Here is a 25,082-nt window from a genome sequence, read left to right on the forward strand (position 1 = left end):
TAGGAAATACCTCTTGATTCAATAAAGCCTACCCATTAGTGACGCAGCTCAAAATTCGGTACCTTTCTCCCATCGCAAAACGGAGGAAGTTTAGATGTCTTTAATTAATACCAAAATCAAACCATTCAAAAACCAGGCTTTTAAAAACGGCGAATTCGTTGAAGTTACGGAAAAAGATACCGAAGGCCGCTGGAGCGTTTTCTTCTTCTACCCGGCTGACTTTACTTTCGTTTGCCCGACCGAACTGGGCGACGTGGCTGACCATTACGAAGAACTGCAGAAACTGGGCGTAGACGTGTATTCCGTTTCTACCGACACCCATTTCACCCACAAAGCGTGGCACGGCAGCTCTGAAACCATCGCTAAAATCAAATACGCGATGATCGGCGACCCGACTGGCGCGCTGACCCGTAACTTCGAAAACATGCGTGAAGATGAAGGTCTGGCAGACCGCGCGACCTTCGTAGTTGACCCACAGGGCATCATCCAGGCTATCGAAGTGACTGCCGAAGGCATTGGCCGCGACGCGTCTGACCTGCTGCGTAAAGTGAAAGCGGCTCAGTACGTAGCTTCTCACCCAGGCGAAGTTTGCCCGGCTAAATGGAAAGAAGGCGAAGCGACTCTGGCTCCATCTCTGGACCTGGTCGGCAAAATCTAAGTTTTACCCGCGTTACCCTCTTTTATTTTACGGCTGCTACGGCAGCCGTTTTTTCTCGCCACCAGGGAGACTGACCATGCTCGACACAACAATGAAAACCCAGCTCAAAGCCTATCTTGAGAGACTAACGAAACCTGTTGAGTTGATTGCCACGCTGGACGACGGCGCGAAATCATCCGAAGTAAAAGAACTGCTGGCAGACATCGCTGAGTTATCCGACAAAGTTTCTTTCAGCATTAATAACGACCTGCCGGTGCGCAAACCGTCGTTTTTAATCACTAACCCAGGCTCAAGCCAGGGCCCGCGCTTTGCCGGCTCCCCGCTGGGTCACGAATTCACTTCCCTGGTGCTGGCCTTGCTCCAGGTCGGCGGTCACCCGTCCAAAGAATCTCAGGATCTGCTGGCGCAAATCCGTGAGATCGACGGCGACTTCCACTTTGAAACCTATTACTCCCTCTCCTGCCACAACTGCCCGGACGTTGTGCAGGCGCTGAACCTGATGAGCGTGCTGAACCCGCGCATCACCCATACCGCTATCGACGGCGGCGTTTACCAGAATGAAATTCAGGCACGCAACGTGATGGGCGTGCCTGCCGTGTTCCTGAACGGCAAAGAGTTTGGTCAGGGCCGCATGACGCTGGCTGAAATCGTGGGCAAAATTGATACCGGCGCAGAAAAACGCGCGGCGGAAGCGCTGAACCAGCGTGAGGCTTATGACGTGCTGATCGTCGGCAGCGGCCCTGCGGGCGCGGCGGCGGCGGTCTATGCGGCGCGTAAAGGCATCCGTACCGGCCTGATGGGCGAACGCTTCGGCGGCCAGGTGCTGGATACCGTGGATATCGAAAACTACATTTCCGTGCCGAAAACCGAAGGCCAGAAGCTGGCGGGCGCGCTGAAAGCCCACGTGGACGACTATGACGTGGACGTGATCGACACCCAAAGCGCCAGCAAACTGATCCCTGCGAAAACCGAAGGCGGCCTGCACCAAATTCAAACTGCGTCCGGCGCAACCTTGAAAGCGCGCAGCATTATCGTGGCGACCGGCGCGAAATGGCGCAACATGAACGTGCCGGGTGAAGATCAGTACCGCACCAAAGGCGTGACCTACTGCCCACACTGCGACGGCCCGTTGTTCAAAGGCAAGCGCGTGGCGGTGATCGGCGGCGGGAACTCCGGCGTGGAAGCGGCCATTGACCTGGCGGGCATCGTCGAGCACGTCACCCTGCTGGAATTTGCCCCGGAAATGAAGGCCGACCAGGTTCTGCAGAACAAAGTGCGCAGCCTGAAAAACGTCGACATCGTGCTGAACGCTCAGACGCTGGAAGTAAAAGGCGACGGCAGCAAAGTGACCGGCCTGCAGTATAAAGACCGCGTGACCGAAAGCGTGCATGACGTTGCCCTGGCCGGCATCTTCGTGCAAATCGGCCTGCTGCCGAACACCACCTGGCTGGAAGGCAGCGTGGAACGCAACCGCATGGGTGAAATCATCATCGACGCGAAATGCGAAACCACCGTGAAGGGCGTGTTCGCCGCAGGCGACTGCACCACCGTGCCTTATAAACAGATCATCATCGCCACCGGCGAAGGCGCAAAAGCGTCCCTGAGCGCGTTTGATTACCTGATTCGCACCTCAGCACCTGAATAAAGCACCTGCAATAAGGCCGCGCCACAGCGGCCAGCCATAAAAAAAGCGGCTCATTGAGCCGCTTTTTCACGTTCTGAATCTTACTTACGACGCCAGGTTGTGCCGCCCGCGCCGTCTTCCAGCACAATGCCCATCTCATTCAGACGGTCACGCGCCTGGTCCGCCAGCGCCCAGTCTTTCGACTGACGTGCATCGTTACGCTGCTTGATCAGCGCTTCGATTTCCGCCACTTCGCCGTCGTCCGCCTGCGCACCGCCCTGCAGGAACTGCTCCGGATCCTGCTCCAGCAGACCCAGAATTGCAGAGAGCTTACGCAGCGCCGCCGCCAGTCCGTTTGCTGCCGCCAGATCTTCCGCTTTCAGGCGGTTCACTTCGCGAGCCATATCGAACAGCACGGAGTAGGCTTCCGGGGTGTTGAAGTCGTCGTCCATCGCTTCACGGAAGCGGGCTTCGAACGCTTCGCCCCCGGCCGGCGCGACATTGCTGTCGGTACCGCGCAGCGAGGTGTACAGGCGCTCCAGCGCAGAGCGAGCCTGTTTCAGGTTCTCTTCGCTGTAGTTGAGCTGGCTGCGGTAGTGGCCGGACATCAGGAAGTAACGCACGGTTTCCGCGTCGTAATACTTCAGCACGTCACGCACGGTAAAGAAGTTGCCCAGGGATTTGGACATCTTCTCGCGGTCAACCATCACCATCCCGGAGTGCATCCACGTGTTGACGTACTCGCCGTCGTGGGCACAGGTAGACTGCGCGATTTCGTTCTCGTGGTGCGGGAACATCAGATCAGAGCCGCCGCCGTGAATGTCAAAGTGGTTGCCCAGCTCTTTGCAGTTCATCGCGGAACATTCGATATGCCAGCCCGGACGGCCTTCACCCCACGGAGACGCCCATGCAGGCTCGCCTGGTTTGGACATTTTCCACAGCACGAAGTCCATTGGGTTGCGCTTAACGTCAACCACGTCCACGCGCGCACCCGCCTGGAGCTGATCCAGATCCTGGCGAGACAGCAGGCCATAATTCGGGTCGGTCAGCACCGAGAACATCACATCGCCGTTTTCCGCCACATAGGCGTGATCGCGGGCCAGCAGCTGTTCAACAATTTCGATGATTTCCGGAATGTGTTTGGTCGCACGCGGCTCGCTGTTCGGACGTGAAATGTTCAGCGCGTCGAAATCTTTGTGCATTTCGACGACCATGCGGTCGACCAGCGCTACAAAGTCTTCGCCATTTTCATGGGCGCGCTTAATGATTTTATCGTCGATGTCGGTGATGTTACGCACGTAGTTCAGCTCATAGCCGAGGGAACGCAGGTAGCGCGCCACCACGTCAAACGCAACAAAAGTACGGCCATGGCCGATGTGACAGAGATCGTAAACGGTGATACCACACACGTACATGCCTACCTTTCCGGCATGAATAGGTTTGAATTCCTCTTTTTGGCGAGTCAGTGTATTAAATATTTTTAACATCAGGGGATTCCATGTAAGCGTGTGGAAGAATACTCCCGGTTATCTTACCCGATTATTTTCCCCGACGGCAGTCTGCTTTGCATTACTGACTATGATGTAGCGTTATGCTATAACAGCGTGCTGGTACGACGGCACCGTTTGCCGCCGTACTCTCTGACACTCATAGGATGCAAGCATGGTTACTTTTCACACTAATCACGGCGACATCGTCATCAAAACTTTTGATGATAAAGCGCCTGTTACCGTTAAAAACTTCCTGGACTACTGCCGCGAAGGCTTCTACAACAACACCATTTTCCACCGTGTGATCAACGGCTTTATGATCCAGGGCGGCGGTTTTGAACCGGGTATGAAGCAGAAAGCGACCAAAGACACCATTCAGAACGAAGCGAATAACGGCCTGAAAAACACCCGCGGTACGCTGGCAATGGCTCGTACCCAGGCTCCGCACTCTGCTACCGCACAGTTCTTCATCAACGTTGCCGACAACGACTTCCTGAACTTCAGCGGCGAAAGCCTGCAGGGTTGGGGCTACTGCGTGTTCGCAGAAGTGGTCGAAGGGATGGACGTGGTTGAGAAAATCAAAGCCGTTTCCACCGGCCGCAGCGGTATGCACCAGGATGTACCGAAAGAAGACGTTATTATCGAAAGCGTGACCGTCAGCGAATAATGTCGACGCTGTTTATTGCAGATTTACACCTCTGCCCAGAAGAACCGGCGATCGTCGCCGGTTTTCTGCGTTTCTTATCCGGTGAAGCCCGTCAGGCGGATGCACTCTACATCCTTGGCGATCTGTTCGAAGCCTGGATTGGCGACGACGCCCCGGAGCCGCTCTACCAGCAAATCGCCGCAGCGATTAAAGCGGTGGTTGATGCCGGTATTCCCTGCTATTTCATTCACGGCAACCGGGACTTTTTACTCGGCAAGCGCTACGCCAAAGCCAGCGGCATGACGCTGCTGCCGGAAGAAAAGCTCCTCGATGTTTATGGCCGCAAAATATTGATCATGCACGGCGACACGCTGTGTACCGACGACGAAGGCTATCAGGCGTTTCGCCGCAAGGTGCATCAGCCGTGGCTGCAGAAGCTCTACCTTGCCCTGCCGCTGTTTATTCGTCAGCGTATCGCCGACCGTATGCGCGCCGACAGCCAGGCGGCGAATAATATGAAGTCGCTGGAGATCATGGATGTGAACCCGCAGGCGGTGATCGACACCCTCACCCGCCACAATGTTCAATGGCTGATTCACGGGCATACCCATCGCCCGGCGATTCACGAACTTGAGGCTAACGGCCAACCCGCTTTCCGCTGTGTGTTAGGCGCGTGGCATAAAGAAGGGTCGATGATCAAAGTCACGCCGGAAAACGTCGAGCTGATTCATTTTCCTTTCTGAGCTAAAAGCCCGCTTTTTTGCCGATTCGTTAACCACGCAACCGTTTTCCTTGCCGGAAGTTCGTGCTATTCTCTGAGCCCTTCTGATACGGGCGCCCGTCGCCCGATGATGTCTGCACACCCACAGGAGTTTTGAGACGCATGTCTTCTGAGCACACCCCGGCGCGTATCGCCATTGTTATGGGTTCCAAAAGTGACTGGGCCACCATGCAGTTCGCCGCGGAAATCCTTACCGCCCTGAATGTCCCTCACCATGTCGAAGTCGTCTCCGCCCACCGCACGCCGGATAAGCTTTTCAGCTTTGCCGAGCAGGCCGAAGCCAATGGCTATCAGGTGATCATCGCCGGAGCCGGTGGCGCAGCACACCTGCCGGGGATGCTGGCTGCGAAAACCCTGGTCCCGGTGCTGGGTGTGCCGGTTCAAAGCGCTGCTCTGAGCGGCGTGGACAGCCTTTATTCTATCGTCCAGATGCCGCGCGGCATTCCGGTCGGCACGCTGGCTATCGGTAAAGCCGGGGCCGCCAACGCCGCCTTGCTGGCCGCGCAGATCCTGGCCCTGCATGACGTAAACCTGAACCAGCGTCTGGCAACCTGGCGTCAAACTCAGACCGACGAAGTGCTGGACAACCCGGATCCACGGAGCGAAGCATGAAGCGCGTCTGTGTCTTAGGTAACGGCCAGCTGGGGCGCATGCTCCGCCAGGCCGGTGAGCCGCTGGGCATCGCCGTTTACCCTGTCGGGCTGGACGCCGAGCCGGAAGCCGTGCCGTTCGCCCAGAGCGTGATCACCGCCGAGATTGAGCGCTGGCCGGAAACCGCCCTGACCCGCGAACTGGCGCGCCACAACGCCTTCGTTAACCGCGATATCTTCCCGATCATCGCCGACCGCCTGACGCAAAAACAGCTGTTCGATAAGCTCGGCCTGGCCACCGCGCCGTGGCAGTTGCTTTCCGGCAGCCATGAATGGCAGGACGTGTTCAGCCAGCTGGGCTCTCTGGCTATCGTGAAGCGCCGCGTAGGCGGCTACGATGGCCGCGGCCAGTGGCGTTTACGTGCCGATGAAACCGACCAGCTGCCGGAAGAGTGCTACGGCGAATGCATCGTCGAGCAGGGCATTAACTTCTCCGGCGAAGTTTCTCTGGTAGGTGCGCGCGGCCACGACGGCAGCACGGTGTTCTACCCGCTGACCCACAACCTGCATCAGGACGGCATTCTGCGCACCAGCGTTGCCTTCCCGCAGGCTAACGCCGAACAGCAGCGCCAGGCCGAAACCATGCTCACCGCCATCATGCATGAGCTGGGCTACGTCGGCGTGATGGCGATGGAGTGCTTCGTCACGCCAGCCGGTCTGCTGATCAACGAGCTGGCCCCGCGCGTGCACAACAGCGGGCACTGGACGCAAAACGGCGCCTCCATCAGCCAGTTCGAGCTGCACCTGCGCGCCATCGTTGATTTGCCGCTGCCGCAGCCTGTCGTTAATGCCTCGTCGGTGATGGTGAACCTGATCGGCACCGACCTGAACTATGCCTGGCTGAAGCTGCCGCTGGTGCATCTGCACTGGTACGACAAAGAAGTTCGTCCGGGCCGCAAGGTCGGGCACCTCAACCTGAACGACAGCGATACCGGCCGTCTGAGCGCCTCGCTGGAAGCCCTGGTTCCGCTGCTCCCGGCCGAATACGCCAGCGGCATCGCCTGGGCGCAGAGCAAGCTGGTGAAATAAAACCGCACCTCGTCTGACCCTCTTTATGGCTTTAGAGGGTCAGACCATTTCCCTCCTTCCCCTTTCCTTTGCCCGACCAGAAGCGCACAATTCCCCCGTTTCGCCGCTTCAGACTAAGGTTATGCCATGGAAAAACGCCCCAACACGCAGGACTACGACCGCCTGCTGCTCAACGACATTCCGCTGATTGACGTTCGCGCCCCGGTAGAGTTCGCTCAGGGCTCAATGCCCGCCGCCCATAACTTACCGCTGATGCTGGACGATGAACGCGCGCAGGTCGGGACGTGCTATAAGCAGCAGGGCCAGCAGGCCGCCGTCGACCTGGGGCACCGACTGGTCAGCGGTGAGCGAAAAGCCAGCCGAATCGAACGCTGGCTGGAAAGCTGCCGCCAGCAGCCCGAGGGCTATTTATGCTGCGCCAGAGGCGGGATGCGCAGCCACATCGTGCAGCAGTGGCTGCGAGAGAACGGCCTCGAGTACCCGCTGGTCACCGGCGGCTACAAAGCCCTTCGCCAGCATGCCATGCAGGTAATCGACACCCGTTCTCAGTGGCCGATGATTATCGTCAGCGGCAACACCGGCTGCGGTAAAACTATCCTGATCCGCTCGCTGCCGACGGGTGTTGACCTTGAAGGGCTGGCGCACCATCGCGGTTCGTCGTTTGGCCGCACGATTGTCGCCCAGCCTTCTCAGGCCAGCTTCGAAAACAATCTCGCCGTCACCCTGCTCAAAATCAGCCCGACCGAGCCAAAAAAGCTGGTTGTGGAAGATGAAGGCCGGATGATTGGCTCCCGCCATATCCCCGAAGCCTTCAGAGAACAGATGCTGCGCTCGCCGATTGTGGCGATCGACGATCCGTTCGAGCTGCGGCTGGAGCGTCTTAAAAACGAATATTTCCGGCAGATGAGCGAGGCGTTTTTATCCGTCAGCGAGGAAGATACCGCGTGGCGCGATTACGCCGAGTATCTGCACCACGGTCTGTTTGCCATCCGCCGCCGCCTGGGCATGGAACGCTTCCAGCAGTTCACCGCCAGGCTGGACGAAGCCTTGTTAACCCAGAGAAAAACCGGCTCCTGCGAAGGTCATCTGGCCTGGCTGTCGCCGCTGCTGAAAGAGTATTACGACCCGATGTATCGCTATCAGCTCAGCCAGAAGGCCGACCAGATCGTCTTCCGGGGGGATTATCAGCAGGTCGAAGCCTGGCTGCGCAGCGTTAACGAGTAGCCGACTTTTCCCCAGCGGCGAGCGTCAACCCGAGTCCGGTCACCGCCAGCCCGACCAGCGGAATGCCAACCGCCCACGGCAACGTAAACGCCAGCGCGAACAGTGCCGTGCCGGTGGCTGGCCCCACCGAGCCCTGCAGATCGCTCACCACCGAAAGTGCCGCCATGTACGTAGCGCGCAGCCGCGCCGGGGCTAATTTGTTCACCGCCGTTGGGATCAGCGGACCGGTCATCATCTGGGACAGCGAATAGAGGCAGACCGCCATCACCAGCGTGACGACGTGTGGATGTGCCAATAGCAAAACAAAGGCTGTGATTAGCGCCAAACCCGCACTGAGAGTGATGAACAACGCAGAGCGACGGGCAAACAGCTTTGTTAAGGCCAACTGGCCGACCGTATTAATCCCTGCGCCGAACGCGAACAGATAGCCTATGCTGGCGGCGCTCATCCCCATCTGATTGCTGGCGTACAGCGGCATAACGGCCTCCACCCAGCTCCCGGCCACGCCCAGCAGCAGCACCCAAATCAACAGCCCGGCCAGACGGCGGTCCCGAAACGCGGGCAGCAGCGCGCTGAGCCCCTCTTCATCGTCGGCCTCATCGTCCATTCCAGCGGCCAGCGGACGCGTTTCCGCCAGAGAGATCGCCAGCATCAGGCCGCCGGTCACCATCACCGAACCTCCAGCCAGAAAAACGTAGCCCAGCCCCTCTTGCACCAGCACCGTCCCCAGCAGCGGCCCGGCAATCGCGCCCGCGGCGGAACACACGCGCATGATGCTGAACTGGCGGCGGTGCTCCGAGGCTGGCGTGGCGTCCGCCACAACAGTGTAGATAGTTGGGTGCAGCACGGATTCAAACAGGCCAATGACGATCAGCACTGCGGCGGCGGCAAAGACGCCGTGCGCAAAGAACAGCGCGATAAACCCCGCCCCAACGCCTGTCGCCGAAATAATCAAGACGGGCCTTCTGCCCACGCGATCGGCAATGCCGCCGATAAACGGCGCGGCCAGCAGCTCGCCCCCGGCATAGCAGCCGAACAGCAGGCCAATAAACTCCACCGGGATAGCGGCAGACTGCTGCGCCCACAGCGGGAAAAAAGGAACAATCGCGCCGTCGACCAGGCCGACAATGAAATAGAGGATAAAGCCCAGAACGTGGGGCTTGCGGTACGAAACAACGGGGGATGCGAATAGTGCCATGATATTACCCAAGTACAATTACCCCGAATGCCGGGGAGAATATGTACGTTGGATAACGTTAACGTTTACGACTTGCGAGAAGCTGGAGCGATACTAGCCAATCGCCGGGAAAAGGGCAACTGTGAGTTTTGGGGGCTGGTGGTGGGGGGATTGGGGTAGTTTTTTCTGTCTGCTTGGTGCCAAGAGCGAACACTTTGCGTAAATTCCTATCACTATTGGATATGATTATTATGAAATTATTTCATATTAATATATTGCTAAAAATGCAAACAAAGGTTATTTTCGACCAATTGTGACCTGATAAGAAAAATAGTGGCATCTAATAGGGTGTTAATCATTAATCAAACCTCATACAAATAAGGCAAGTAAAAAATGAGCAATTCATTCTCAATTACACTACCTAAAAAAGATAATGAACTTGAGGAAATAGAGACTAATCAGAGTGTGCTCTTTATCGGTGCAAATGGTTCTGGAAAGTCTCGACTTGGGGCATGGATGGATCTTAAATCTCCTCAGAAAAATATGGTTCATCGCATTTCCGCTCAACGAGCTTTAGCGATGCCTGACCATACAACACCTACTTCGATTAAACAAGCACAGAATAATTTACTCTATGGAAGTGAGAATTTGGGAAACACGGAGCCACTTTGGTATAAAGAGCATACACGTTGGGCAAGAAAACCTACCATATCATCATTAAATGATTATGATAAATTGATGGTGTATCTCTTTTCAGACAAAGTTGAAGTGAACTCGAAATATATTGAACTAGTAAAGAATTCAGACGAAAGAATTGTTCCACTGACAACTAAACTAGATAAGGTCAAATACATTTGGGAAAAAAACTTACCTCACCGAGAGCTTGTTTTAGGTGGTTTGAATATTCAAACCCGCGTAAGAGGAAATAACGATCTTGTCTATAGCTCCTCAGAAATGAGCGACGGTGAACGAGTTATTTTCTATCTAATTGGGCAATGTCTTGCAGCACCTGAAAATGGAATTATTATCATAGACGAGCCAGAAATTCATCTTCACAAATCTGTGCAAGTGCCATTATGGAAGGATATAGAAAAACTCCGACCTGATTGTCTGTTTGTATATATGACTCATGATACTGATTTTGCAGCAGCTCTGCATGAAGCGAAGAAAATCTGGTTAAAAGGTTATGATGGTTCCTGTTGGGATTGGGAAGACGTTCCCGATGTAGAAGGCTTACCAGAAAGTTTACTAATTGAAATATTGGGCAGTAGGAAACCAATTGTTTTTGTAGAGGGGGAAAATGGAAGCTATGATGTATCCCTTTACCGTGCCGTGTTAAATAATTACCTCGTGATACCATCTGGCTCTTGTAGCCAAGTGATACAAAATGTTAAAGCTCTAAGAACCAGTGAAGAACTCCATTATATGGAAGTTTCAGGTATTATTGATAGGGATAGACGTGTTGAAGGGGAAATTCAATCGCTGCTAAGATATGGTATTTATACTTTAAGCGTAGCAGAAGTCGAAAATCTCTTTTGCGTCCCGGAAGTTATAACTTTAGTCAGCGAACGATTAGTAAGAAATCCAGATGAAGATCTACAATCAGTTAAAGATTTTGTGTTCCGTGCAATATCCTCAGAGCTGGATACTCAGATTTCACTGCGTGTGGCTGGCGAAATTAAATTCATGCTTAATTGTTTCGATGAAAAAGCAAAAGGGATCGATGGCCTTAATAAAGCTCTTAACTTGTTGACTTCAGAAATCAATATTGAGGAGCTTTATAATGAAAGTTTATTTCTGTATAAAAATGCAGTTGAGAAACAAGATTATCTTCTTGCATTAAAACTTTATAACAGGAAGAGCCTTTCATCCCAAGTGAGTAAGCATCTAGGGCTAGCTAATGGTCAACTTGCTGAATTAGTTATTAGAATGGTTAACAATGAAAGTGGAGAGTCAATGAGAAGGGCTCTCAGCCCATATTTTGGTGAGTTTTCGAGTAAAATAGTCATACCGAATGCATAATACTTATCATGGCTGTCGTTGAATGATGTGTGCAGTTCCTGTGTCAGCTCATCGATCAAAGCTGCCATTCAAGTGCCTTAAAACGGAGTCAGCCAAACGCTGACCCGACCTGCAGATGGAAATACTATCGTCTCCATCTGGCACTGGGTAAAATGTTCGAACTGTCCAGCAGGCACGAGTTATTTCAATACATACTCGAACTTTTCTTCCCAATTTAAATTCACGTCTTGCTGTTTTACCCTCTCAAAAATCTTGATGATTTCGTCGAAATAACTTCCAAGATATATTCTGGATAGATCAGAGTTTAACCATATTATTTTCACCGGTCTTTCGACATCGGTGCTAAGGCGATCCCACAATGCATCGAGATTTCTACCATAGTAAGGCCCAAAGCCTAATGATGCAGATATAATGGAATGAAACTCTTTTTCAGATAGGACATGCGCTCCATCCAAATATAATTCACCTACACTCATTTCCTGTTCACTCACTTTGACTTTCTAGCAGTAATTTAATGCACGTAATGTTCGCATTGACGGTTTTAACAATTGCCGACTTCCACTTCTCGCTTCCCCAACAAACCGCCTCCCCCACCAGGGGAAGGCGGTCATGCAACAATAATCAATGAACCAAATTCAAAGCCCCGCCCTGAATCATCCCTAAATCACCATCCACCGAGCGAACAAACCTTGGCGCTTTTAAATCTTCAGCCAGCACAACGATCAGCTCATACAGCAGCCCGGTCATCTGCTGCCTTTGCTCCGGGGATTCTTGCTGATTCAGCAGGACGATGGTTAGCGCCACACAGTATTCGCGGAGCGGTTCGGAGTCGGTGGCTAGCGGGTTGTAGCAAATGCTGGCTTCGCGCTCTTTGAGCGTCAACTTCTCTATCAGGTAGTCCGGCAGCGGGGCTTTGAGCACGCTTTTCAGGACTTCCAGCCCGGCTAGCAGGCGGCCGCAGAGCGCCATGCGTTCCGTTTGATTTTTGTTTTCAAGCAAATGCTCGGCGTATTGCTCGCAGATACCGAGCACCTGGAAGAGATCCATCGCTGCGCCCTGCGGCTTTTCTAGCAAGGTTGCGAGATCGCCCGCAAATGCCGGGTCGTGCGGGGTGATTTCAGGGCGAGCCTGTGTGGTACTATCTTCGTTAGCCATGATGTGACTCCTGCTAAGTTACGTTGTGGTCAGCCCCCGTCTGGTGTTCCACCACCCTTCGGGGGCGCTTCTTTTTCCGGCTTTGACCGGGTTTATCTCTTGCTCATCCCTCCGATCATACTGGATGGCTGCACAGTAACCCAGATGAAAAATCAGACAGATTGGCAAACTTCGAGGCGGCTAGCAGGAATGATGAAACGCTTTGGCGAATTGCAGATTGGGGGTTTATCTGGAAGAAAGCCGCCCGGAAATGAGCCTCGCCGGCAGCTAAAAATCATGCTGGCCGAACGGATGCCCGGCCAGAAAGAAGGTTAATGCCTGTCGCGCTTGTCCGCGCGTTTGGCGAGATAGTCGCCAAACATTTGCACGATCTGCACCAGCACAATCAGCGCCACAACCGTGACTACCATGACCTGGGTTTCGTAGCGGTAATAGCCGAAGCGGATCGCAAGGTCGCCCACGCCGCCGCCGCCGACAATCCCCGCCATCGCCGAGTAGCCGATCAGGCTGACCAGGGTTATGGTTAACCCGCGCAGCAAACCGGCGCTGGCTTCCGGCAGCAGCACGGTGCAGATGATACGCATCGGGCTGGCGCCAAAGGCCTCTGCCGCTTCAATAATGCCTTTGTCCACTTCCCGCAGCGCGCCGTCCACCAGGCGGGCGTAAAACGCAATCGCCGCCACCGACAGCGGCACAGAAGCCGCAATCGGCCCGATGGTATTGCCGAGCAGGAACTGCGTCAGCGGCAACAGCAGCACCAGCAGAATGACGAACGGCACCGAGCGCACAATGTTCACCAGCACCGAGCTGATGATGTTCAGCGAGCGGTTCTGCCAGAACAGATTGCGGTCGGTGACAAAAATCAAAAAGCCCAGCGGCAGACCGCCGATGATCGCCAGCAGCGTGGAAATGCCCAGCATCTGGAAGGTTTCGCCAAAGGCGATCGTCAGGTCCGCGACTAAATCATCCATTCAGCACCTCCACACAGGCCGTATGTTTCCGAATATGGTCGATGGCATCCCCCACCGCCGCAGGGTTGCCGGGTGCGGTGATGGCCACCACCAGAATGCCCAGCGCGCGGTCGCTGATGTACTCAATCTTGCCGTGCAGAATGTTCACCGCCACGCCGTATTTCACCGCCGCGAAGGAGAGCACCGGCTGTTCAGCCGAGTCGCCAACGAACATGATTTTCAGCAGTGCGCCGCGCATGTTGTCCAGCAGGCGCACCGGCAGCGTCAGGTTCAGCGTGTGGGACACCAGTTGGCGGGTAAATTCATGCTGAGGATGCGCGAAGATGTCGAACACCTCGCCGGATTCCACCACTTCCCCGCCGGACATCACCGCCACGCGGTCGCAAATCGTTTTGATCACGTTCATCTCGTGGGTGATCAGCACGATGGTGATCCCCAGTTGCTGGTTGATCTTTTTCAGCAGCGCCAGAATGGTGGCCGACGTTTCCAGATCCAGCGCGGAAGTCGGTTCGTCACAGAGCAAAACATCCGGGTGGTTAGCGATGGCGCGCGCAATGCCCACACGCTGTTTCTGCCCGCCGCTCAGCTGCACCGGGTAGCGGTTCGCTTTGTCGGCCAGGCCCACCAGCTCAAGAATTTCGGCCACGCGCGGGCCGATTTTACTGCGTTCCCAGCCTGCGGCTTTGAGGCTGAACGCCACGTTTTGCCTGACCGTCCGGGTGTGCATCAAATTGAAGTGCTGGAAAATCATGCCGATGCGCTGACGCGCTTTGCGCAGCTCGGCCCCCTGCAGCGCGGTGATCTCGGTCCCACCGATTTTTACGCGGCCCTCACTCGGGCGCTGGAGCGCGTTCAGGGTACGTAATAAGGTACTTTTTCCGGCTCCGCTGGTGCCGACAATGCCAAAAATCTCCCCCGCGCCAATGTGCAGCGAAACATCGTTCACCGCCCGGCTGGTCTGGCTCCGGCCCGTGGGGAAGTCCACGCAGACCTTTTCAATCTCTATCATGACAACCTCAAATCAGCGACAAAAGGCAGGCATCCCGCCTGCCCGCTTTGCTCTATTACTTTTTATCGGCGGCAACCATCCAGTCCGGTTTCTGGAAGGCGTTGAAAATATTCTGCGGATCGTCGATCGCTTTTTCGTAGGCCGGGGATTTCACGGTCTCCACGATGTCTTTGGCGAACGGTTTATCCGCATCTTCGGCACGTACCGCGATGATGTTTTTGAGGTTCTCGTCCAGGTGTTCCTGTTTGAGCGCGGAAGAAAGTTTTAGCCCGGCCGCAATAGCAAAGTTACCGTTGACCAGCGCGGCACTGGCGCTGTCCAGCGTGCGCGGCAGCTGTGCGGCTTCCAGCGATTTAAACACCAGGCCTTTCGGGTTGGTGGCGATATCGCGCTCGGAGGCTTTGGTCGGGTCAATGTTCTCTTTGATGGTGATAAGCTCCATCGACTGCAGGAAGCGCAGCCCACGGGCGAGGTTGGTCGGGTCGTTAGACAGGGTGACAATGTCGCCTTTCTTCAGCTCGTCCAGGCTTTTGACTTTATGGGAATAAATGCCCATCCCGGCGGTTGGCACGGCGATCAGCTTCGTCAGCTTGAGGTTTTTGTCGGCGGTGAATTTGTCGAAGTACAGCGAGTGCTGGAACAGATTGGCGTCGATGCTGCCGTTGGCCAGCGCCATGTTGGGCTGCACGTAGTCGCTGAACTCGCGCACCACGACTTTATAGCCTTTCTCTTTTAACGACGGGGCGATGGCCTGTTTGACCATGTCGCCGTATGGCCCCGGCGCTACGCCGAAGACGATGGTGTGCGGGTCGCTGTTGGCCTGAGCAAGCTGCAGGCCGCTGGCCAGAAGTAAAGCGCCGGCCGCCACGCGCCAGCCGAAATGATTTCCCATGGGTATTCTCCCTTACAGAATGATGTGTGGTGTCCTGAGGCGAGCCTCTTTCACGGGCCGCTTACTAAGTTGTTGATCCAACTGGACAGAATAAGATGGCACATTCCGTTAACAGGGTTAATTGAAAATATTTCATCTTGCTCGCGGGAGAAGGCGCGACGGGCATGAACAGGGCTTTTGCGAATAACAACCAAGCAAAGCGGAAAACCCGCTTTGCATTAGGATGAGCTTAATCAGCGCAGGATGCCGCCCGTTTGCGCTTAACGTTTGTTTTGACATTGAACAGCAAATAACTCGCCAGCGACAAACAGCCGACGCCCACAGCACCGTAGGCCAGCACGCCGGAAAAACCGTTATTCAGCGCCTGAATAATCATGTCGCTGTTGAGCGTGGCTTTGGTGCCGCCAGCTATTTGTTCTGCCAGGGCATACCTTTCGCTCACGCTGTCGATCTGGCTCTGTAAGCTTTCGGCTATCCCCGCCACCAGCAGGCTCCCCATTAACGCAATATTGATGGCGAGGGTAATTAAGCGCGAACTGATATCAATCCCGGAAGCCATGCCCACGCGGTTAGCACCCACGGAACCCGTTGTAGTGTTGGTGACCGGAGTATTGATTAACCCCAGCGCCATGCCCGAGAGAATTGCACCGGGCAGCAAACTGACGTGATAGATGACGCCCAGCCTCATCAGCACAAATCCCAGGCCGATAGCAAGCAGCCCCAGCGGGATGATGCGTGCGGCCCCGTAGCGCAGCACGAGCCTTTCACCGACCGGCGGCATTAATAGCGTGGGCAAGGTGTAGGCCAGCAGCGCCATGCCAGTTTCCATGATGCTGTAGCCCTTCCCGATCTGGTAATAAACCGGCAGATAAATCATCAGCGGCCAGAAGCTGAAATTCATCCCCACAGAGCCCATCAGCGCGCCGGAGAAAGGCCTGATCCGAAAGACGGAGAAATCAAACATCGGATGCGGGTGGCGCAGCTCAATAATGACGAACAGCGCCAGGCTGATAAACGTGCCCAGCAGGATGAACTGGGCTTCATGGCTGGTCCAGCCGATGTTCCCGCCCTGGGTGATGAGCCAGGTCGCCCCCACCACGCCCACGCTCAACGTCATCAGGCCAGCGACATCCAGCGGTTTCGTGGTGTTTTCACGCGACTCGACGACATTTTTCAGCGTCAGGGCCAGGGTGAGGAGCGCAATAACGCCGTGGATCAGAAATACCCATTGCCAGCTAAACCACGCCTCCAGCACGCCGCCGATGGCGGGGCCAAAGCCCAGTCCAAAACCAAAGGTGATCCCCCAGGCGGAAAACGCCCGGCTGCGCGCTTTTCCTGCCGGGAACTGAACCGACAGGATGGCAATCAGGCTGGTTAACATCGCCCCGCCGCTCAGTCCCTGCAAAAACCGCCCCACAATAAGCCATTCGGGTGTCCGGGACAGGCCACAGAGGATAGACGTCAGGCCAAACCCAACAATGCTGATAATAAAAATACGCTTTCGGCCATATTTATCCGCCAGCGTCCCCGTGGCCATCAGCACCGCCGTGCAGGAGAGCGTGTAAGCATTCATGATCCACTGCAGTTCACGGAAATTGGCCTGCATCTGCTTTTCCAGCACCGGCAGGATGACCGGGACGCTGGATATTTCCAGGCCCGACATCAACGCGGCTAAACAAACCGCCATCAGCGCTAAGAGATTTTTCATACTGATTTCCTGCAAAACGTTAAGAAGATGCCAGCATGAAAGATTCCGGGTGGAGTAGAAATCGACGCTCAGGTCAGATATCGTCAAGATCGTGCCATTTTTAGAGACAGGACAACCATGCCAGGCATCTCTTCAGATCAAGACCGCGCTTTTAGACCTAAAAATAGACGGCTGGTTGTGCTGGCCTATCAGTGCCTCTGCACATTTGAGTTCGGGATTGCCGTCGAAGCTTTTGGCCGCGTGGACGAAGTGCTCGGCCAGCCTCTCTATGACTTGCGCGTCGCGTCGTTAGAAAAGGGCGTTTTTGACGCTCAGGGCGGCGTACGTTTAGTGGTGGATGGCGGACTGGAGCTGCTGGAAGACGCCGGAACAATTGTCATCCCCGGCTGGCGCAATGTCTTTGAACCGGCCCCGGAGCCGCTGATTGCCGCCTTACAACGCGCTCATCAAAACGGTTCCCGCATAGTGTCGATTTGCGCCGGCAGCTTTATTCTCTGCGAAACAGGATTACTGGACGGCAAGCGAGCCACCGCCCACTGGAACAGCACCGAGATACTCGCGAGCAGGTTCCCTGCGGTGCAGGTAGAGCACAGCATGATCTACGTCGATGAGGGCAGCCTGATCACCTCCGCAGGCGGCGCCGCGGGGGTTGATCTCTGCCTGCATCTTATTCGTCGTGATTACGGGATTGAAATCGCCAACCGGACTGCACAGCGCATGATTACGCCCCCGTTACGGGAAGGCAGCCAGGCACAGTGGGTCCAACAGCCCGTTCCTAAACGCAGCACCAAAAGTCTGGCGCCGTTGCTGGACGACTTGCGCCACCATCTCAATGCGCCCCTGGTGATTGAACAGTTAGCCAGGCAAGCGGGCATGAGCCGCCGAACCTTCATCCGCCGGTTCAAAGATGCCACCGGCACCACGCCGGGCGAGTGGATGCTCAGCCTCCGGCTGGAAAAGGCTTGTGCGCTGCTGGAAAGCGAGAAACTCAGCATTGACCAGGTGGCAGAACAGTCTGGATTCGGCTCTGCGGAAACACTCCGGCATCATTTCAGGCTGCGTTTTAAAACCACGCCCACACAGTGGCGCAAAGCCTTCAAGGCCCGAACATGCTTACCCGTTTCTGAATAGATAAAAAATAAGGCAGGAAACGCTGAATGAGGCGGGCAGCAAGGCTGCCACCCGCCAGAGGCACGATTAGAAATCGTAGCGCAGACGAACCAGGTTCATGTCGCCCAGGTTGTCGGTGCTGGAGGTGAAGACGTGCTCGTAGTCCACCTGGAAGCCGTAATCCAGCTTGAAGCTCACGCCCACACCGTTGTCGATGCGCTGGTAGCTGCGGCCGGTCACGTACTGCAGACGGTCACCCATGAAGTATGGCTGTACGGATTTCACCGCGTACTGGCCAACCGGGATGGTGTAACCCGCAAAGTACTCGATGCCCCACGCGTCGCCGGAGAAGTAGTTGTTCACGTCTTTCAGCTTGGTGGTCAGGAAGTTCTGGTACCAGCCGCCGCCGAAGCTGAACGTCCAGTTGTCCGGTTTCCAGCTCAGCGCCGTACCGTAGATGTTCTGGTTGTAAGACTTGCTGTCGCCGTCGTTCGGGTTACGCATATCGGCACGGGTGTAGTTCCATGCGGTACCCCAGGTCAGGTCTTTGGTGATGTGGTAATCCACACCCAGAGAGCCGCCGCCTTTACGCTTGTAGCGCATGCCGTTGGTGGCACGGATGTCGTGATCTTCAAACAGGTAAGAAGCATACACGTCCGCATCGCCGAAGGTGTTTTTGTACTTCAGCATGTTGCGGGAACGGTAAGAACCGTCGTAGTCGCCGTTCATGCCGTTACCTGGAGCCTGACCGATCATGTCGTAGTCCCAGATATCGGTTTTCGCGCCAACCACATCATAGTAGATGCTGTTTTGCTGGCCGTAGGTCAGCTGACCCCAGGTTTTGCTTTTCAGACCGGTGTACAGCATACGGCGAGTGGTATTGTTCGCGCCTTCTGCATAGTGGTTGTCCCACTCGAAGACCGCCGGAATATTCACGCCCAGCTCGTAATAGCTGATCCAGCTAATATCATCGAACAGATAATAATCAGCCGCGAAGCGGAAACGGGTGCCGCCGTCAAAGCCATTACGTTTGTAAGAGCCTTTATCGCCGTCGCCGGACATCATATTAAACTGTGGACGAATACTGCCGCCCACGGTGAAATTGAGGCGGCTGAGCGGGTTACCGGCCTGCGGATCTTGCTTCAGGACGGTGATTTCTGCGTTAGCAGCGAAAGATGCCATACCTGCAAGCAGGCCAGCCCCAATCAGTAATGGTAAAGCGCGCAAATTTGCTTTCATGTGGATCCCTAGTAACCATATTTATTATAAGCGGGGGCATATTAACGCTTATTAAGTCCGATTTCTGAGGGATTTTTATTAATTCGTGCGGTTATCTATCAGTCTTTTCTTAATAGATATTAAAAAAACATCAATAAATGCAGAAAATATGTTCTAACGCAATAAATAGCGAAATATAACAGAGTTTATAGCGGTAGCCGGGCATCCCTGCCCGACCTCCTCAGACGACAAACTGGCGGAACAGCGCCTTCCCTTTCAGTAACCGAACGCCCAGCCACCCGCCGCAAAGCGACAGCAATACCGCCCCGGTGACCGGCAGCACGATCCACAGGCGCAAATCCGGCTCCCACGGGAAATCGAACACTCGCGTTTGCAGCACGCCAAGCGCCGTTTCCGCGCCGATGGCCGCCACCAGGCCGGACACCAGCCCCAGCACGGCAAACTCGCACCACAGCGTGGTTCTGAGCAGCTTTTTACCCGCGCCCAGCGTGCGGTAAACCACCAGTTCCTGATGGCGCTGACGCATACCCACCTGCACCTGAGCCAGCAACAGCAGCAGGCCACAGGCGGTCACCAGCACAACCATCACTTCAAGCGCACGACTGACCTGCTCCAGCACCTGGCCGATTTGTTTCAGGATGGCCCCAATATCCAGCAGGCTGACGGTCGGGAACTCGCGGTTAAGCTGGGTCAGCAGGCCGTTATTCCCCTCCCAGCGGAAGCTGGTGAGCCAACTCTGCGGCTGCCCGTCCAGCGCGCCCGGCGGGAAGATAAAGTAGAAGTTTGGCCGCAGGCTTTCCCAGTCCACTTTGCGCAGGCTGGTGACCTTCGCGGTGAAGTCCTGGGTATCCCCCATAAAGGTCACGCTGTCGCCGAGTTTAATGTTCAGGCGTTTCGCCACGCCGTCATCCATCGACACTTCCCCGGCCTTCGGCGGCCAGCTTCCCGCCAGGATAGGGTTATGATCCGGCTTCTGGCTCTGCCAGGTCAGATTTAGCTCACGGTTCAGCGCCTCATCCGGGTTGCCCTCGGTAGACTGGCCGTTAATCGCCGTCATGCGCGCCCGCACAATCGGATAGAACGACTCCGGGATCACCTGATGGTCGGCAAGGAAGGTTTTCACCGGCTGAACCTGCTCCGGCGCAATGTTCACCAGGAAGTAGTTCGGGCTTTCCGGCGGCAGCTGTTGCTGCCATCTGTCCAGCAAATCCCCCCGCAGCACTAACAGCAATGCCAGCAGCATAAACGACAGCGAGAACGCCGCCAGTTGGCTGAGCGTCGCCCACGGCTGGCGCAGCAGGCGGTTAACCGCCAGGCGCAGGGCCAGGTTTTTCAGCGTCAGCTTTTTCAGCAGCTTCAGGACGCCCCAGCCGACCAGGCCACACAGCGCCGCGAGTACCAGCGTGCCCGCCAGCACCGCCCACAGCAGCGAACTGCCGCCCATTAGCAACGCCAGCAGCAACACCACCACCACGCTGATAACCGGCAGATAAATTTTCAGCGGCCAGACGTTGGCCACGGCGTCACGGCGCAGGACGCGCAATGGCTGAGTGGCCAGCAGTAACCGATACGGACGCAGCCCCACCAACACGGAGATTGTCACCATCGCGCCGATAGCCCACACCCACGGCCACAGGCTCGCTGGCGGCAGCGCGGCAGGCAGCACCGGCTTCAACAGTTGCATCAGCGCGGCTTCGAACAGCAGCCCAACGGCACCTCCGGCAATGGCCGAGAGCACCAGCACCATCAGCCACTGGCCGATAATCAGTTTACGCAGCGCCGCCCTGCCCGCGCCCAGCGTTTTCAGGATCGCCACCAGGTCATAGCGGCTGCGGCAGTAATGACTCATCGCCACGGCAATCGCGGCCACGGCCAGCAGCAATGTCAGCAGGGCGGAAAGCAGCAGGAACTGCTGAGAACGCTCCAGGGATTTGCCCAGCGCACCTTCGTCCTGCTCCATGCCGATCCAGCGCTGCTCCGGCTTCAGCTTCGGCAGCAGGTAGTTTTCATACTGCAGCAGTTGCTGAGGGTTGCCGCCAAACTTGTAGCGCCAGCTAATGCGGCTGCCCGGCTGCACCGCCCCGGTTTTCTCAACGTCAGCCAGGTTCATCATCAGGCGCGGCGCAATCTGGAACGGGTTAAACCCGGCGTCCGGCTCCTGAATCACCTGCCCGATAATACGCAGCGTGGCGTCGCCCACGTCAATGTTGTCGCCCACTTTCAGGTTGAGCAACTCCAGCAGGCGCGGTGCCAGCAGCGCGGTGCCCGGCTCAGGCTTCAGGCCCGGCGGGTTGGTTTCCAGCTCGCCGTACATCGGGTACACGCCGTCGACCGCTTTCACATCAGCCAACTGAGGCGTATCCCCGGCAAAAGTCATGGTGGCGAAGCTCAGCTGTTTGCCGACCTTTAAGCCATCACTTTGGGCCTGAGTCAGCCATTCGTCCGGAACGGCGCGGGCGCTGCGCAACGTCCGGTCGCCCGCCATATACTCGCGGCTTTGCTGACTGAGGCCTTTTTCCATTCTGTCGCTGATGCTGCCAAGCGCCAGTACGCAGGCCACCGCCAGGCTAAGCGCCAGCCAGACAATCAGCAGCGAGGGAGAGCGCCACTCGCGCCAGAACCAGCGGGCTATCATGCTTCCTCCCACAGTTTGCCTTCGCGCAGCCGCAGGCGGCGGTCGCAGCGTGCCGCCAGCTGTTCATCGTGGGTGACGAGGATCAGCGTGGTGGCGAAATCACGGTTGAGGGAAAACAGCAGGTCGGCAATGCGGTCGCCGGTTTGCCTGTCGAGGTTACCGGTGGGTTCATCGGCAAACAGCACGCCCGGCTTACCGTTAAACGCGCGAGCCAGCGCCACGCGTTGCTGCTCGCCCCCGGAGAGTTGGGCTGGCAGGTGATCGAGGCGTTTACCTAAGCCCAGTTGTTCCAGCAGCGCTTTGGCCTGCGCCCGGCTGGCCGAGCTGTTTTCACCTCGCAGCAGCGAAGGAAGCTCCACGTTTTCCAGAGCATTAAGGGTGGGCACCAGCATAAAGGACTGAAACACAAAGCCGACGTTCTTTGCACGCAGCGCCGCCCGGGCCTCTTCATCCATGCTGTGCAGCGGCTGCCCGCACAGGTTGACCTCGCCGTCCGTGCCGTCATCAAGCCCGGCCAGAATCGCCAGCAGCGTGGACTTGCCCGATCCTGACTCGCCAATCAGGGCGATGGTTTCGGCCGGTTTGACAACCAGCTCAACTCCGGTAAGGATGGAAAGCTCGTGTTCACCCTGACCCACGGACTTACTAAGATGATGAACTTCAACAATGTTTTCCGCTGGCATTTGCCCTTCCTGTTTCTGGCTTTGATGACTTTCCGCGCCGCTGCGGCGGACACGTTATTGATTTTAGGCGATAGCCTGAGCGCCGGTTACCGTATGGCGGCCACCAGCGCCTGGCCCGCTCTGCTGGATGCCAAATGGCAACCGCAGGGTACAAAAGTTGTGAATGCGAGCATCAGCGGCGATACCGCAGCGCAGGGCCTGGCTCGCCTGCCGGCGCTGTTAAAACAGCACCAGCCCCGCTGGGTTTTAGTGGAGCTTGGCGGTAACGACGGCCTGCGTGGGTTCCAGCCTCAGGAGGTAGAAAAAACCCTTAACCAGGTTATCACCGACGTGAAAGCTGCCAATGCCCAACCGCTGCTGATGCAAATTCGCCTGCCCGCCAACTACGGACGCCGCTATAATGAGGCGTTTAGCGCTATTTATCCGCAACTTGCCAAAACGTTTGATATCCCTTTGCTCCCGTTCTTTATGGAGGAGGTGTATCTGAAACCGCAATGGATGCAGGATGACGGCATTCACCCTAATCGGGATGCTCAGCCGTTTATCGCCGACTGGATGGCGACGCGGCTGACTCCGTTACTCTCTAAATAACCGGCGCTGCCGCGTCAGACATGACGAGATAGTTAAACACGACTGATCAATAATCGGGGCGCCCTTCGGGTAAAGTTATGCAAAAATCCGTTTTAATTACAGGTTGCTCAAGCGGGATTGGCTTAGCCAGCGCGCAGGAGTTACAGAAGCTTGGCTATAACATTCTCGCCGCCTGCCGCAAACCGGCCGATGTAGAGCGCATGAATCAGCTTGGCTTTACCGGCATTGAACTCGATCTTGACGATGCGGAAAGCGTCCAACGCGCCGCCGCCGAAGTGATTGCCATCACCGGCAACCGCCTGTACGGGCTGTTTAATAACGGAGGTTACGGCGTGTATGGCCCGTTGAACGCCATTTCCCGCGAACAGCTTGAACAGCAATTCTCCACCAACTTCTTCGGCACGCACCAGCTCACCATGCTGCTGCTGCCGGCCATGCAGCCTCATCAGGAAGGCCGCATCGTGATGACAAGTTCGGTGATGGGGCTGATTTCCACGCCGGGGCGCGGGGCTTATGCCGCCAGTAAATACGCGCTGGAAGCCTGGTCCGACGCGCTGCGCATGGAGCTTCGCCACAGCGGGATTAAAGTCAGCCTGATTGAGCCGGGGCCAATCCGCACCCGTTTTACCGATAACGTCAATCAAACCCAAAGCGACAAGCCGGTAGAGAATCCAGGGATTGCCGCACGGTTTACCCTCGGCCCGGAGGCGGTGGTAGCGAAAGTACGCCATGCTTTTGAAAGCCCAAGGCCGAAGCTACGCTACCCGGTGACCGTGGTGACTCACGTGATTACCGTGCTGCGCCGCCTGCTGCCAGCGTGCGCAATGGACAAAATTTTACGGAGCTGAGTTGAAGTCCCGGCCTCAGCCCCCATGTAAAAAAACAAATGCTTAACAGAGAATCGCCCATGTCCGCAGAAAACATTATCAACATTACCGAAGCGAACCTGCACCAGACGCTGGAACAGTCCATGGCTAAGCCGGTGCTGTTTTATTTCTGGTCTGCCCGCAGCCAACATTGCGAGCAGCTCACACCGGTGCTGGACAAGCTCGCGGCCCAATACAACGGCCAGTTTATTCTCGCTAAAGTTGACTGCGACGCCGAGCAAATGGTGGCTTCGCAGTTTGGCCTGCGCTCCATTCCTACCGTCTATCTGTTCCAGAATGGTCAGCCGGTGGACGGTTTCCAGGGGCCGCAGCCGGAAGAAGCGATTCGCGCCCTGCTCGACAAAGTGCTGCCGCGTGAAGAAGAGCTGAAAGCCCAGCAGGCCGTAGAACTGATGCAGGAAGGCAAGCACGCCGAAGCCCTGCCGCTGCTGAAAGATGCGTGGCAGCTGTCCGGCCAGAACAGCGAAATTGGCCTGCTGCTGGCGGAAGTGCAGATTGCCCTGAACCGCAGCGAAGACGCCGAAGCGGTGTTGAAAACCGTGCCTCTGCAGGACCAGGACACCCGCTATCAGGCGCTGGTTTCCCAGATTGAACTACTGAAACAAGCCGCCGACACGCCGGAAATTCAACAGTTGCAGCAGCAGGTGCAAAACGAGCCGGACAATGCCCAGCTTGCCAGCCAGCTCGCGCTGCAGCTGCATCAGGTTGGCCGGAACGAAGAAGCACTGGAGCTGCTTTATACCCACCTGAAAAAAGACCTGGGTGCCGCCGACGGCCAGGCACGCAAAATGATGATGGAGATTCTGGCCGCACTGGGCACCGGCGACGCGCTGGCGTCTAAATACCGCCGTCAGATTTATGCGTTGATGTATTAATCAGTGAGAACGAAAAAGGCCGGATA

The 25,082-nt window shown here is 56.1% G+C and carries 24 protein-coding genes; 13 read left to right on the top strand and 11 right to left on the bottom strand.

Going from position 1 to position 25,082, the window contains the following annotated elements:
• Window positions 1–94: 94 nt before the first annotated feature.
• Complete coding sequence (gene ahpC / locus LH23_RS22115; protein WP_008460202.1) at window positions 95–658, top strand: alkyl hydroperoxide reductase subunit C; 564 nt, start codon at window positions 95–97, stop codon at window positions 656–658.
• 76 nt (window positions 659–734) lie between these two features.
• Window positions 735–2,303, top strand: coding sequence for an alkyl hydroperoxide reductase subunit F (gene ahpF / locus LH23_RS22120; protein ID WP_008460203.1), 1,569 nt, complete (start codon window positions 735–737; stop codon window positions 2,301–2,303).
• Between the two features lie 80 nt (window positions 2,304–2,383).
• Here the strand turns inward: ahpF and cysS are convergent, their stop codons facing one another.
• The gene (gene cysS / locus LH23_RS22125) at window positions 2,384–3,769 is read right to left on the bottom strand and encodes a cysteine--tRNA ligase (protein ID WP_039295892.1); all 1,386 of its coding nucleotides are present in this window, start codon (window positions 3,767–3,769) and stop codon (window positions 2,384–2,386) included.
• A 175-nt stretch (window positions 3,770–3,944) separates the two neighbouring features.
• Here cysS and ppiB point away from each other — a divergent pair, with 175 nt between their 5' ends.
• The 5 genes from ppiB (at window position 3,945) to mnmH (ending at window position 8,102) form a co-directional block, all read left to right on the top strand.
• Entirely contained in the window at window positions 3,945–4,439 is a 495-nt protein-coding gene (gene ppiB, locus LH23_RS22130) for a peptidylprolyl isomerase B (protein ID WP_008460206.1), read from the top strand.
• Window positions 4,439–5,161, top strand: coding sequence for a UDP-2,3-diacylglucosamine diphosphatase (lpxH, locus tag LH23_RS22135; RefSeq protein ID WP_039295895.1), 723 nt, complete (start codon window positions 4,439–4,441; stop codon window positions 5,159–5,161). The genes ppiB and lpxH overlap by 1 nt, the downstream gene beginning before the upstream one ends.
• 140 nt (window positions 5,162–5,301) lie before the next feature.
• Window positions 5,302–5,811: a 5-(carboxyamino)imidazole ribonucleotide mutase gene (gene purE / locus LH23_RS22140; protein WP_039295898.1), complete on the top strand. Its 510-nt coding sequence runs from the start codon at window positions 5,302–5,304 to the stop codon at window positions 5,809–5,811.
• The gene (purK, locus tag LH23_RS22145; protein ID WP_039295901.1) at window positions 5,808–6,878 is read left to right on the top strand and encodes a 5-(carboxyamino)imidazole ribonucleotide synthase; all 1,071 of its coding nucleotides are present in this window, start codon (window positions 5,808–5,810) and stop codon (window positions 6,876–6,878) included. The genes purE and purK overlap by 4 nt, the downstream gene beginning before the upstream one ends.
• Window positions 6,879–7,004: 126 nt before the next feature.
• Window positions 7,005–8,102, top strand: a complete 1,098-nt coding sequence (mnmH, locus tag LH23_RS22150) for a tRNA 2-selenouridine(34) synthase MnmH (protein WP_039295904.1) — start codon at window positions 7,005–7,007, stop codon at window positions 8,100–8,102.
• Here mnmH and LH23_RS22155 read toward each other — a convergent pair.
• The gene (locus LH23_RS22155; RefSeq protein WP_039295907.1) at window positions 8,092–9,300 is read right to left on the bottom strand and encodes an MFS transporter; all 1,209 of its coding nucleotides are present in this window, start codon (window positions 9,298–9,300) and stop codon (window positions 8,092–8,094) included. The genes mnmH and LH23_RS22155 overlap by 11 nt on opposite strands.
• Before the next feature lie 372 nt (window positions 9,301–9,672).
• Between LH23_RS22155 and LH23_RS22160 the strand changes: the two genes are divergently transcribed.
• On the top strand, window positions 9,673–11,301 hold the full coding sequence (locus LH23_RS22160; RefSeq protein ID WP_039295908.1) for a DUF4435 domain-containing protein: 1,629 nt from the start codon (window positions 9,673–9,675) through the stop codon (window positions 11,299–11,301).
• A 179-nt stretch (window positions 11,302–11,480) separates the two neighbouring features.
• Here the strand turns inward: LH23_RS22160 and LH23_RS22165 are convergent, their stop codons facing one another.
• Together LH23_RS22165 and LH23_RS22170 are read right to left on the bottom strand one after the other, a co-directional pair.
• Entirely contained in the window at window positions 11,481–11,792 is a 312-nt protein-coding gene (locus LH23_RS22165) for a barstar family protein (protein ID WP_231560160.1), read from the bottom strand.
• A gap of 130 nt (window positions 11,793–11,922) precedes the next feature.
• Window positions 11,923–12,456 (bottom strand): hypothetical protein, encoded by a 534-nt coding sequence (locus LH23_RS22170; protein ID WP_039295915.1) that lies wholly within the window; start codon window positions 12,454–12,456, stop codon window positions 11,923–11,925.
• A gap of 189 nt (window positions 12,457–12,645) precedes the next feature.
• On the opposite strand from LH23_RS22170, the gene LH23_RS24385 reads away from it, so the two are divergent.
• Window positions 12,646–12,771: a hypothetical protein gene (locus LH23_RS24385; protein WP_269320209.1), complete on the top strand. Its 126-nt coding sequence runs from the start codon at window positions 12,646–12,648 to the stop codon at window positions 12,769–12,771.
• Here LH23_RS24385 and LH23_RS22175 read toward each other — a convergent pair.
• The 4 genes from LH23_RS22175 to LH23_RS22190 all read right to left on the bottom strand — a co-directional run bounded on the left by LH23_RS22175 (window position 12,768) and on the right by LH23_RS22190 (window position 17,036).
• Window positions 12,768–13,427: a methionine ABC transporter permease gene (locus LH23_RS22175; protein WP_039295917.1), complete on the bottom strand. Its 660-nt coding sequence runs from the start codon at window positions 13,425–13,427 to the stop codon at window positions 12,768–12,770. The genes LH23_RS24385 and LH23_RS22175 overlap by 4 nt on opposite strands.
• Window positions 13,420–14,436, bottom strand: a complete 1,017-nt coding sequence (gene sfbB, locus LH23_RS22180; protein WP_039295919.1) for a virulence-associated ABC transporter ATP-binding protein SfbB — start codon at window positions 14,434–14,436, stop codon at window positions 13,420–13,422. The genes LH23_RS22175 and sfbB overlap by 8 nt, the downstream gene beginning before the upstream one ends.
• Window positions 14,437–14,491: 55 nt before the next feature.
• Window positions 14,492–15,328, bottom strand: a complete 837-nt coding sequence (locus LH23_RS22185) for a MetQ/NlpA family ABC transporter substrate-binding protein (protein ID WP_039295922.1) — start codon at window positions 15,326–15,328, stop codon at window positions 14,492–14,494.
• Between the two features lie 229 nt (window positions 15,329–15,557).
• Window positions 15,558–17,036, bottom strand: a complete 1,479-nt coding sequence (locus LH23_RS22190; protein WP_039295925.1) for an MFS transporter — start codon at window positions 17,034–17,036, stop codon at window positions 15,558–15,560.
• 117 nt (window positions 17,037–17,153) lie between these two features.
• Here LH23_RS22190 and LH23_RS22195 point away from each other — a divergent pair, with 117 nt between their 5' ends.
• A complete protein-coding gene (locus LH23_RS22195) occupies window positions 17,154–18,167 on the top strand; it encodes a helix-turn-helix domain-containing protein (RefSeq protein WP_039295929.1) in 1,014 nt (337 codons plus the stop codon).
• A 66-nt stretch (window positions 18,168–18,233) separates the two neighbouring features.
• On the opposite strand, the gene LH23_RS22200 is transcribed toward LH23_RS22195, so the two are convergent.
• The 3 genes from LH23_RS22200 to ybbA form a co-directional block, all read right to left on the bottom strand.
• The gene (locus LH23_RS22200; protein WP_039295931.1) at window positions 18,234–19,385 is read right to left on the bottom strand and encodes a porin; all 1,152 of its coding nucleotides are present in this window, start codon (window positions 19,383–19,385) and stop codon (window positions 18,234–18,236) included.
• A 220-nt stretch (window positions 19,386–19,605) separates the two neighbouring features.
• Complete coding sequence (gene ybbP, locus LH23_RS22205; protein ID WP_039295934.1) at window positions 19,606–22,020, bottom strand: putative ABC transporter permease subunit YbbP; 2,415 nt, start codon at window positions 22,018–22,020, stop codon at window positions 19,606–19,608.
• A complete protein-coding gene (gene ybbA / locus LH23_RS22210) occupies window positions 22,017–22,703 on the bottom strand; it encodes a putative ABC transporter ATP-binding protein YbbA (RefSeq protein WP_039295937.1) in 687 nt (228 codons plus the stop codon). The genes ybbP and ybbA overlap by 4 nt, the downstream gene beginning before the upstream one ends.
• Between ybbA and tesA the strand changes: the two genes are divergently transcribed.
• From tesA to LH23_RS22225, 3 genes are all read left to right on the top strand, one after another.
• Complete coding sequence (gene tesA / locus LH23_RS22215; RefSeq protein WP_039297090.1) at window positions 22,671–23,294, top strand: multifunctional acyl-CoA thioesterase I/protease I/lysophospholipase L1; 624 nt, start codon at window positions 22,671–22,673, stop codon at window positions 23,292–23,294. The genes ybbA and tesA overlap by 33 nt on opposite strands.
• Before the next feature lie 77 nt (window positions 23,295–23,371).
• The gene (locus LH23_RS22220; protein ID WP_039295939.1) at window positions 23,372–24,142 is read left to right on the top strand and encodes an SDR family oxidoreductase; all 771 of its coding nucleotides are present in this window, start codon (window positions 23,372–23,374) and stop codon (window positions 24,140–24,142) included.
• Between the two features lie 59 nt (window positions 24,143–24,201).
• Window positions 24,202–25,056: a co-chaperone YbbN gene (locus LH23_RS22225; RefSeq protein ID WP_039295942.1), complete on the top strand. Its 855-nt coding sequence runs from the start codon at window positions 24,202–24,204 to the stop codon at window positions 25,054–25,056.
• Window positions 25,057–25,082 lie beyond the last annotated feature (26 nt).

The sequence above is a fragment of the Cedecea neteri genome (assembly GCF_000758305.1).
Lineage (GTDB): Bacteria > Pseudomonadota > Gammaproteobacteria > Enterobacterales > Enterobacteriaceae > Cedecea > Cedecea neteri_C.

Excerpts from the sequence above, each read along its gene's own strand:
- ahpC (WP_008460202.1), top strand. The coding sequence starts at position 95 with ATGTCTTTAATTAATACCAAAATCAAACCATTCAAAAACCAGGCTTTT.
- ahpF (WP_008460203.1), top strand. The coding sequence starts at position 735 with ATGCTCGACACAACAATGAAAACCCAGCTCAAAGCCTATCTTGAGAGA.
- cysS (WP_039295892.1), bottom strand. The coding sequence starts at position 3,769 with ATGTTAAAAATATTTAATACACTGACTCGCCAAAAAGAGGAATTCAAA.
- ppiB (WP_008460206.1), top strand. The coding sequence starts at position 3,945 with ATGGTTACTTTTCACACTAATCACGGCGACATCGTCATCAAAACTTTT.
- lpxH (WP_039295895.1), top strand. The coding sequence starts at position 4,439 with ATGTCGACGCTGTTTATTGCAGATTTACACCTCTGCCCAGAAGAACCG.
- purE (WP_039295898.1), top strand. The coding sequence starts at position 5,302 with ATGTCTTCTGAGCACACCCCGGCGCGTATCGCCATTGTTATGGGTTCC.
- purK (WP_039295901.1), top strand. The coding sequence starts at position 5,808 with ATGAAGCGCGTCTGTGTCTTAGGTAACGGCCAGCTGGGGCGCATGCTC.
- mnmH (WP_039295904.1), top strand. The coding sequence starts at position 7,005 with ATGGAAAAACGCCCCAACACGCAGGACTACGACCGCCTGCTGCTCAAC.
- LH23_RS22155 (WP_039295907.1), bottom strand. The coding sequence starts at position 9,300 with ATGGCACTATTCGCATCCCCCGTTGTTTCGTACCGCAAGCCCCACGTT.
- LH23_RS22160 (WP_039295908.1), top strand. The coding sequence starts at position 9,673 with ATGAGCAATTCATTCTCAATTACACTACCTAAAAAAGATAATGAACTT.
- LH23_RS22170 (WP_039295915.1), bottom strand. The coding sequence starts at position 12,456 with ATGGCTAACGAAGATAGTACCACACAGGCTCGCCCTGAAATCACCCCG.
- LH23_RS24385 (WP_269320209.1), top strand. The coding sequence starts at position 12,646 with ATGATGAAACGCTTTGGCGAATTGCAGATTGGGGGTTTATCTGGAAGA.
- LH23_RS22175 (WP_039295917.1), bottom strand. The coding sequence starts at position 13,427 with ATGGATGATTTAGTCGCGGACCTGACGATCGCCTTTGGCGAAACCTTC.
- sfbB (WP_039295919.1), bottom strand. The coding sequence starts at position 14,436 with ATGATAGAGATTGAAAAGGTCTGCGTGGACTTCCCCACGGGCCGGAGC.
- LH23_RS22185 (WP_039295922.1), bottom strand. The coding sequence starts at position 15,328 with ATGGGAAATCATTTCGGCTGGCGCGTGGCGGCCGGCGCTTTACTTCTG.
- LH23_RS22190 (WP_039295925.1), bottom strand. The coding sequence starts at position 17,036 with ATGAAAAATCTCTTAGCGCTGATGGCGGTTTGTTTAGCCGCGTTGATG.
- LH23_RS22195 (WP_039295929.1), top strand. The coding sequence starts at position 17,154 with ATGCCAGGCATCTCTTCAGATCAAGACCGCGCTTTTAGACCTAAAAAT.
- LH23_RS22200 (WP_039295931.1), bottom strand. The coding sequence starts at position 19,385 with ATGAAAGCAAATTTGCGCGCTTTACCATTACTGATTGGGGCTGGCCTG.
- ybbP (WP_039295934.1), bottom strand. The coding sequence starts at position 22,020 with ATGATAGCCCGCTGGTTCTGGCGCGAGTGGCGCTCTCCCTCGCTGCTG.
- tesA (WP_039297090.1), top strand. The coding sequence starts at position 22,671 with ATGATGAACTTCAACAATGTTTTCCGCTGGCATTTGCCCTTCCTGTTT.
- ybbA (WP_039295937.1), bottom strand. The coding sequence starts at position 22,703 with ATGCCAGCGGAAAACATTGTTGAAGTTCATCATCTTAGTAAGTCCGTG.
- LH23_RS22220 (WP_039295939.1), top strand. The coding sequence starts at position 23,372 with ATGCAAAAATCCGTTTTAATTACAGGTTGCTCAAGCGGGATTGGCTTA.
- LH23_RS22225 (WP_039295942.1), top strand. The coding sequence starts at position 24,202 with ATGTCCGCAGAAAACATTATCAACATTACCGAAGCGAACCTGCACCAG.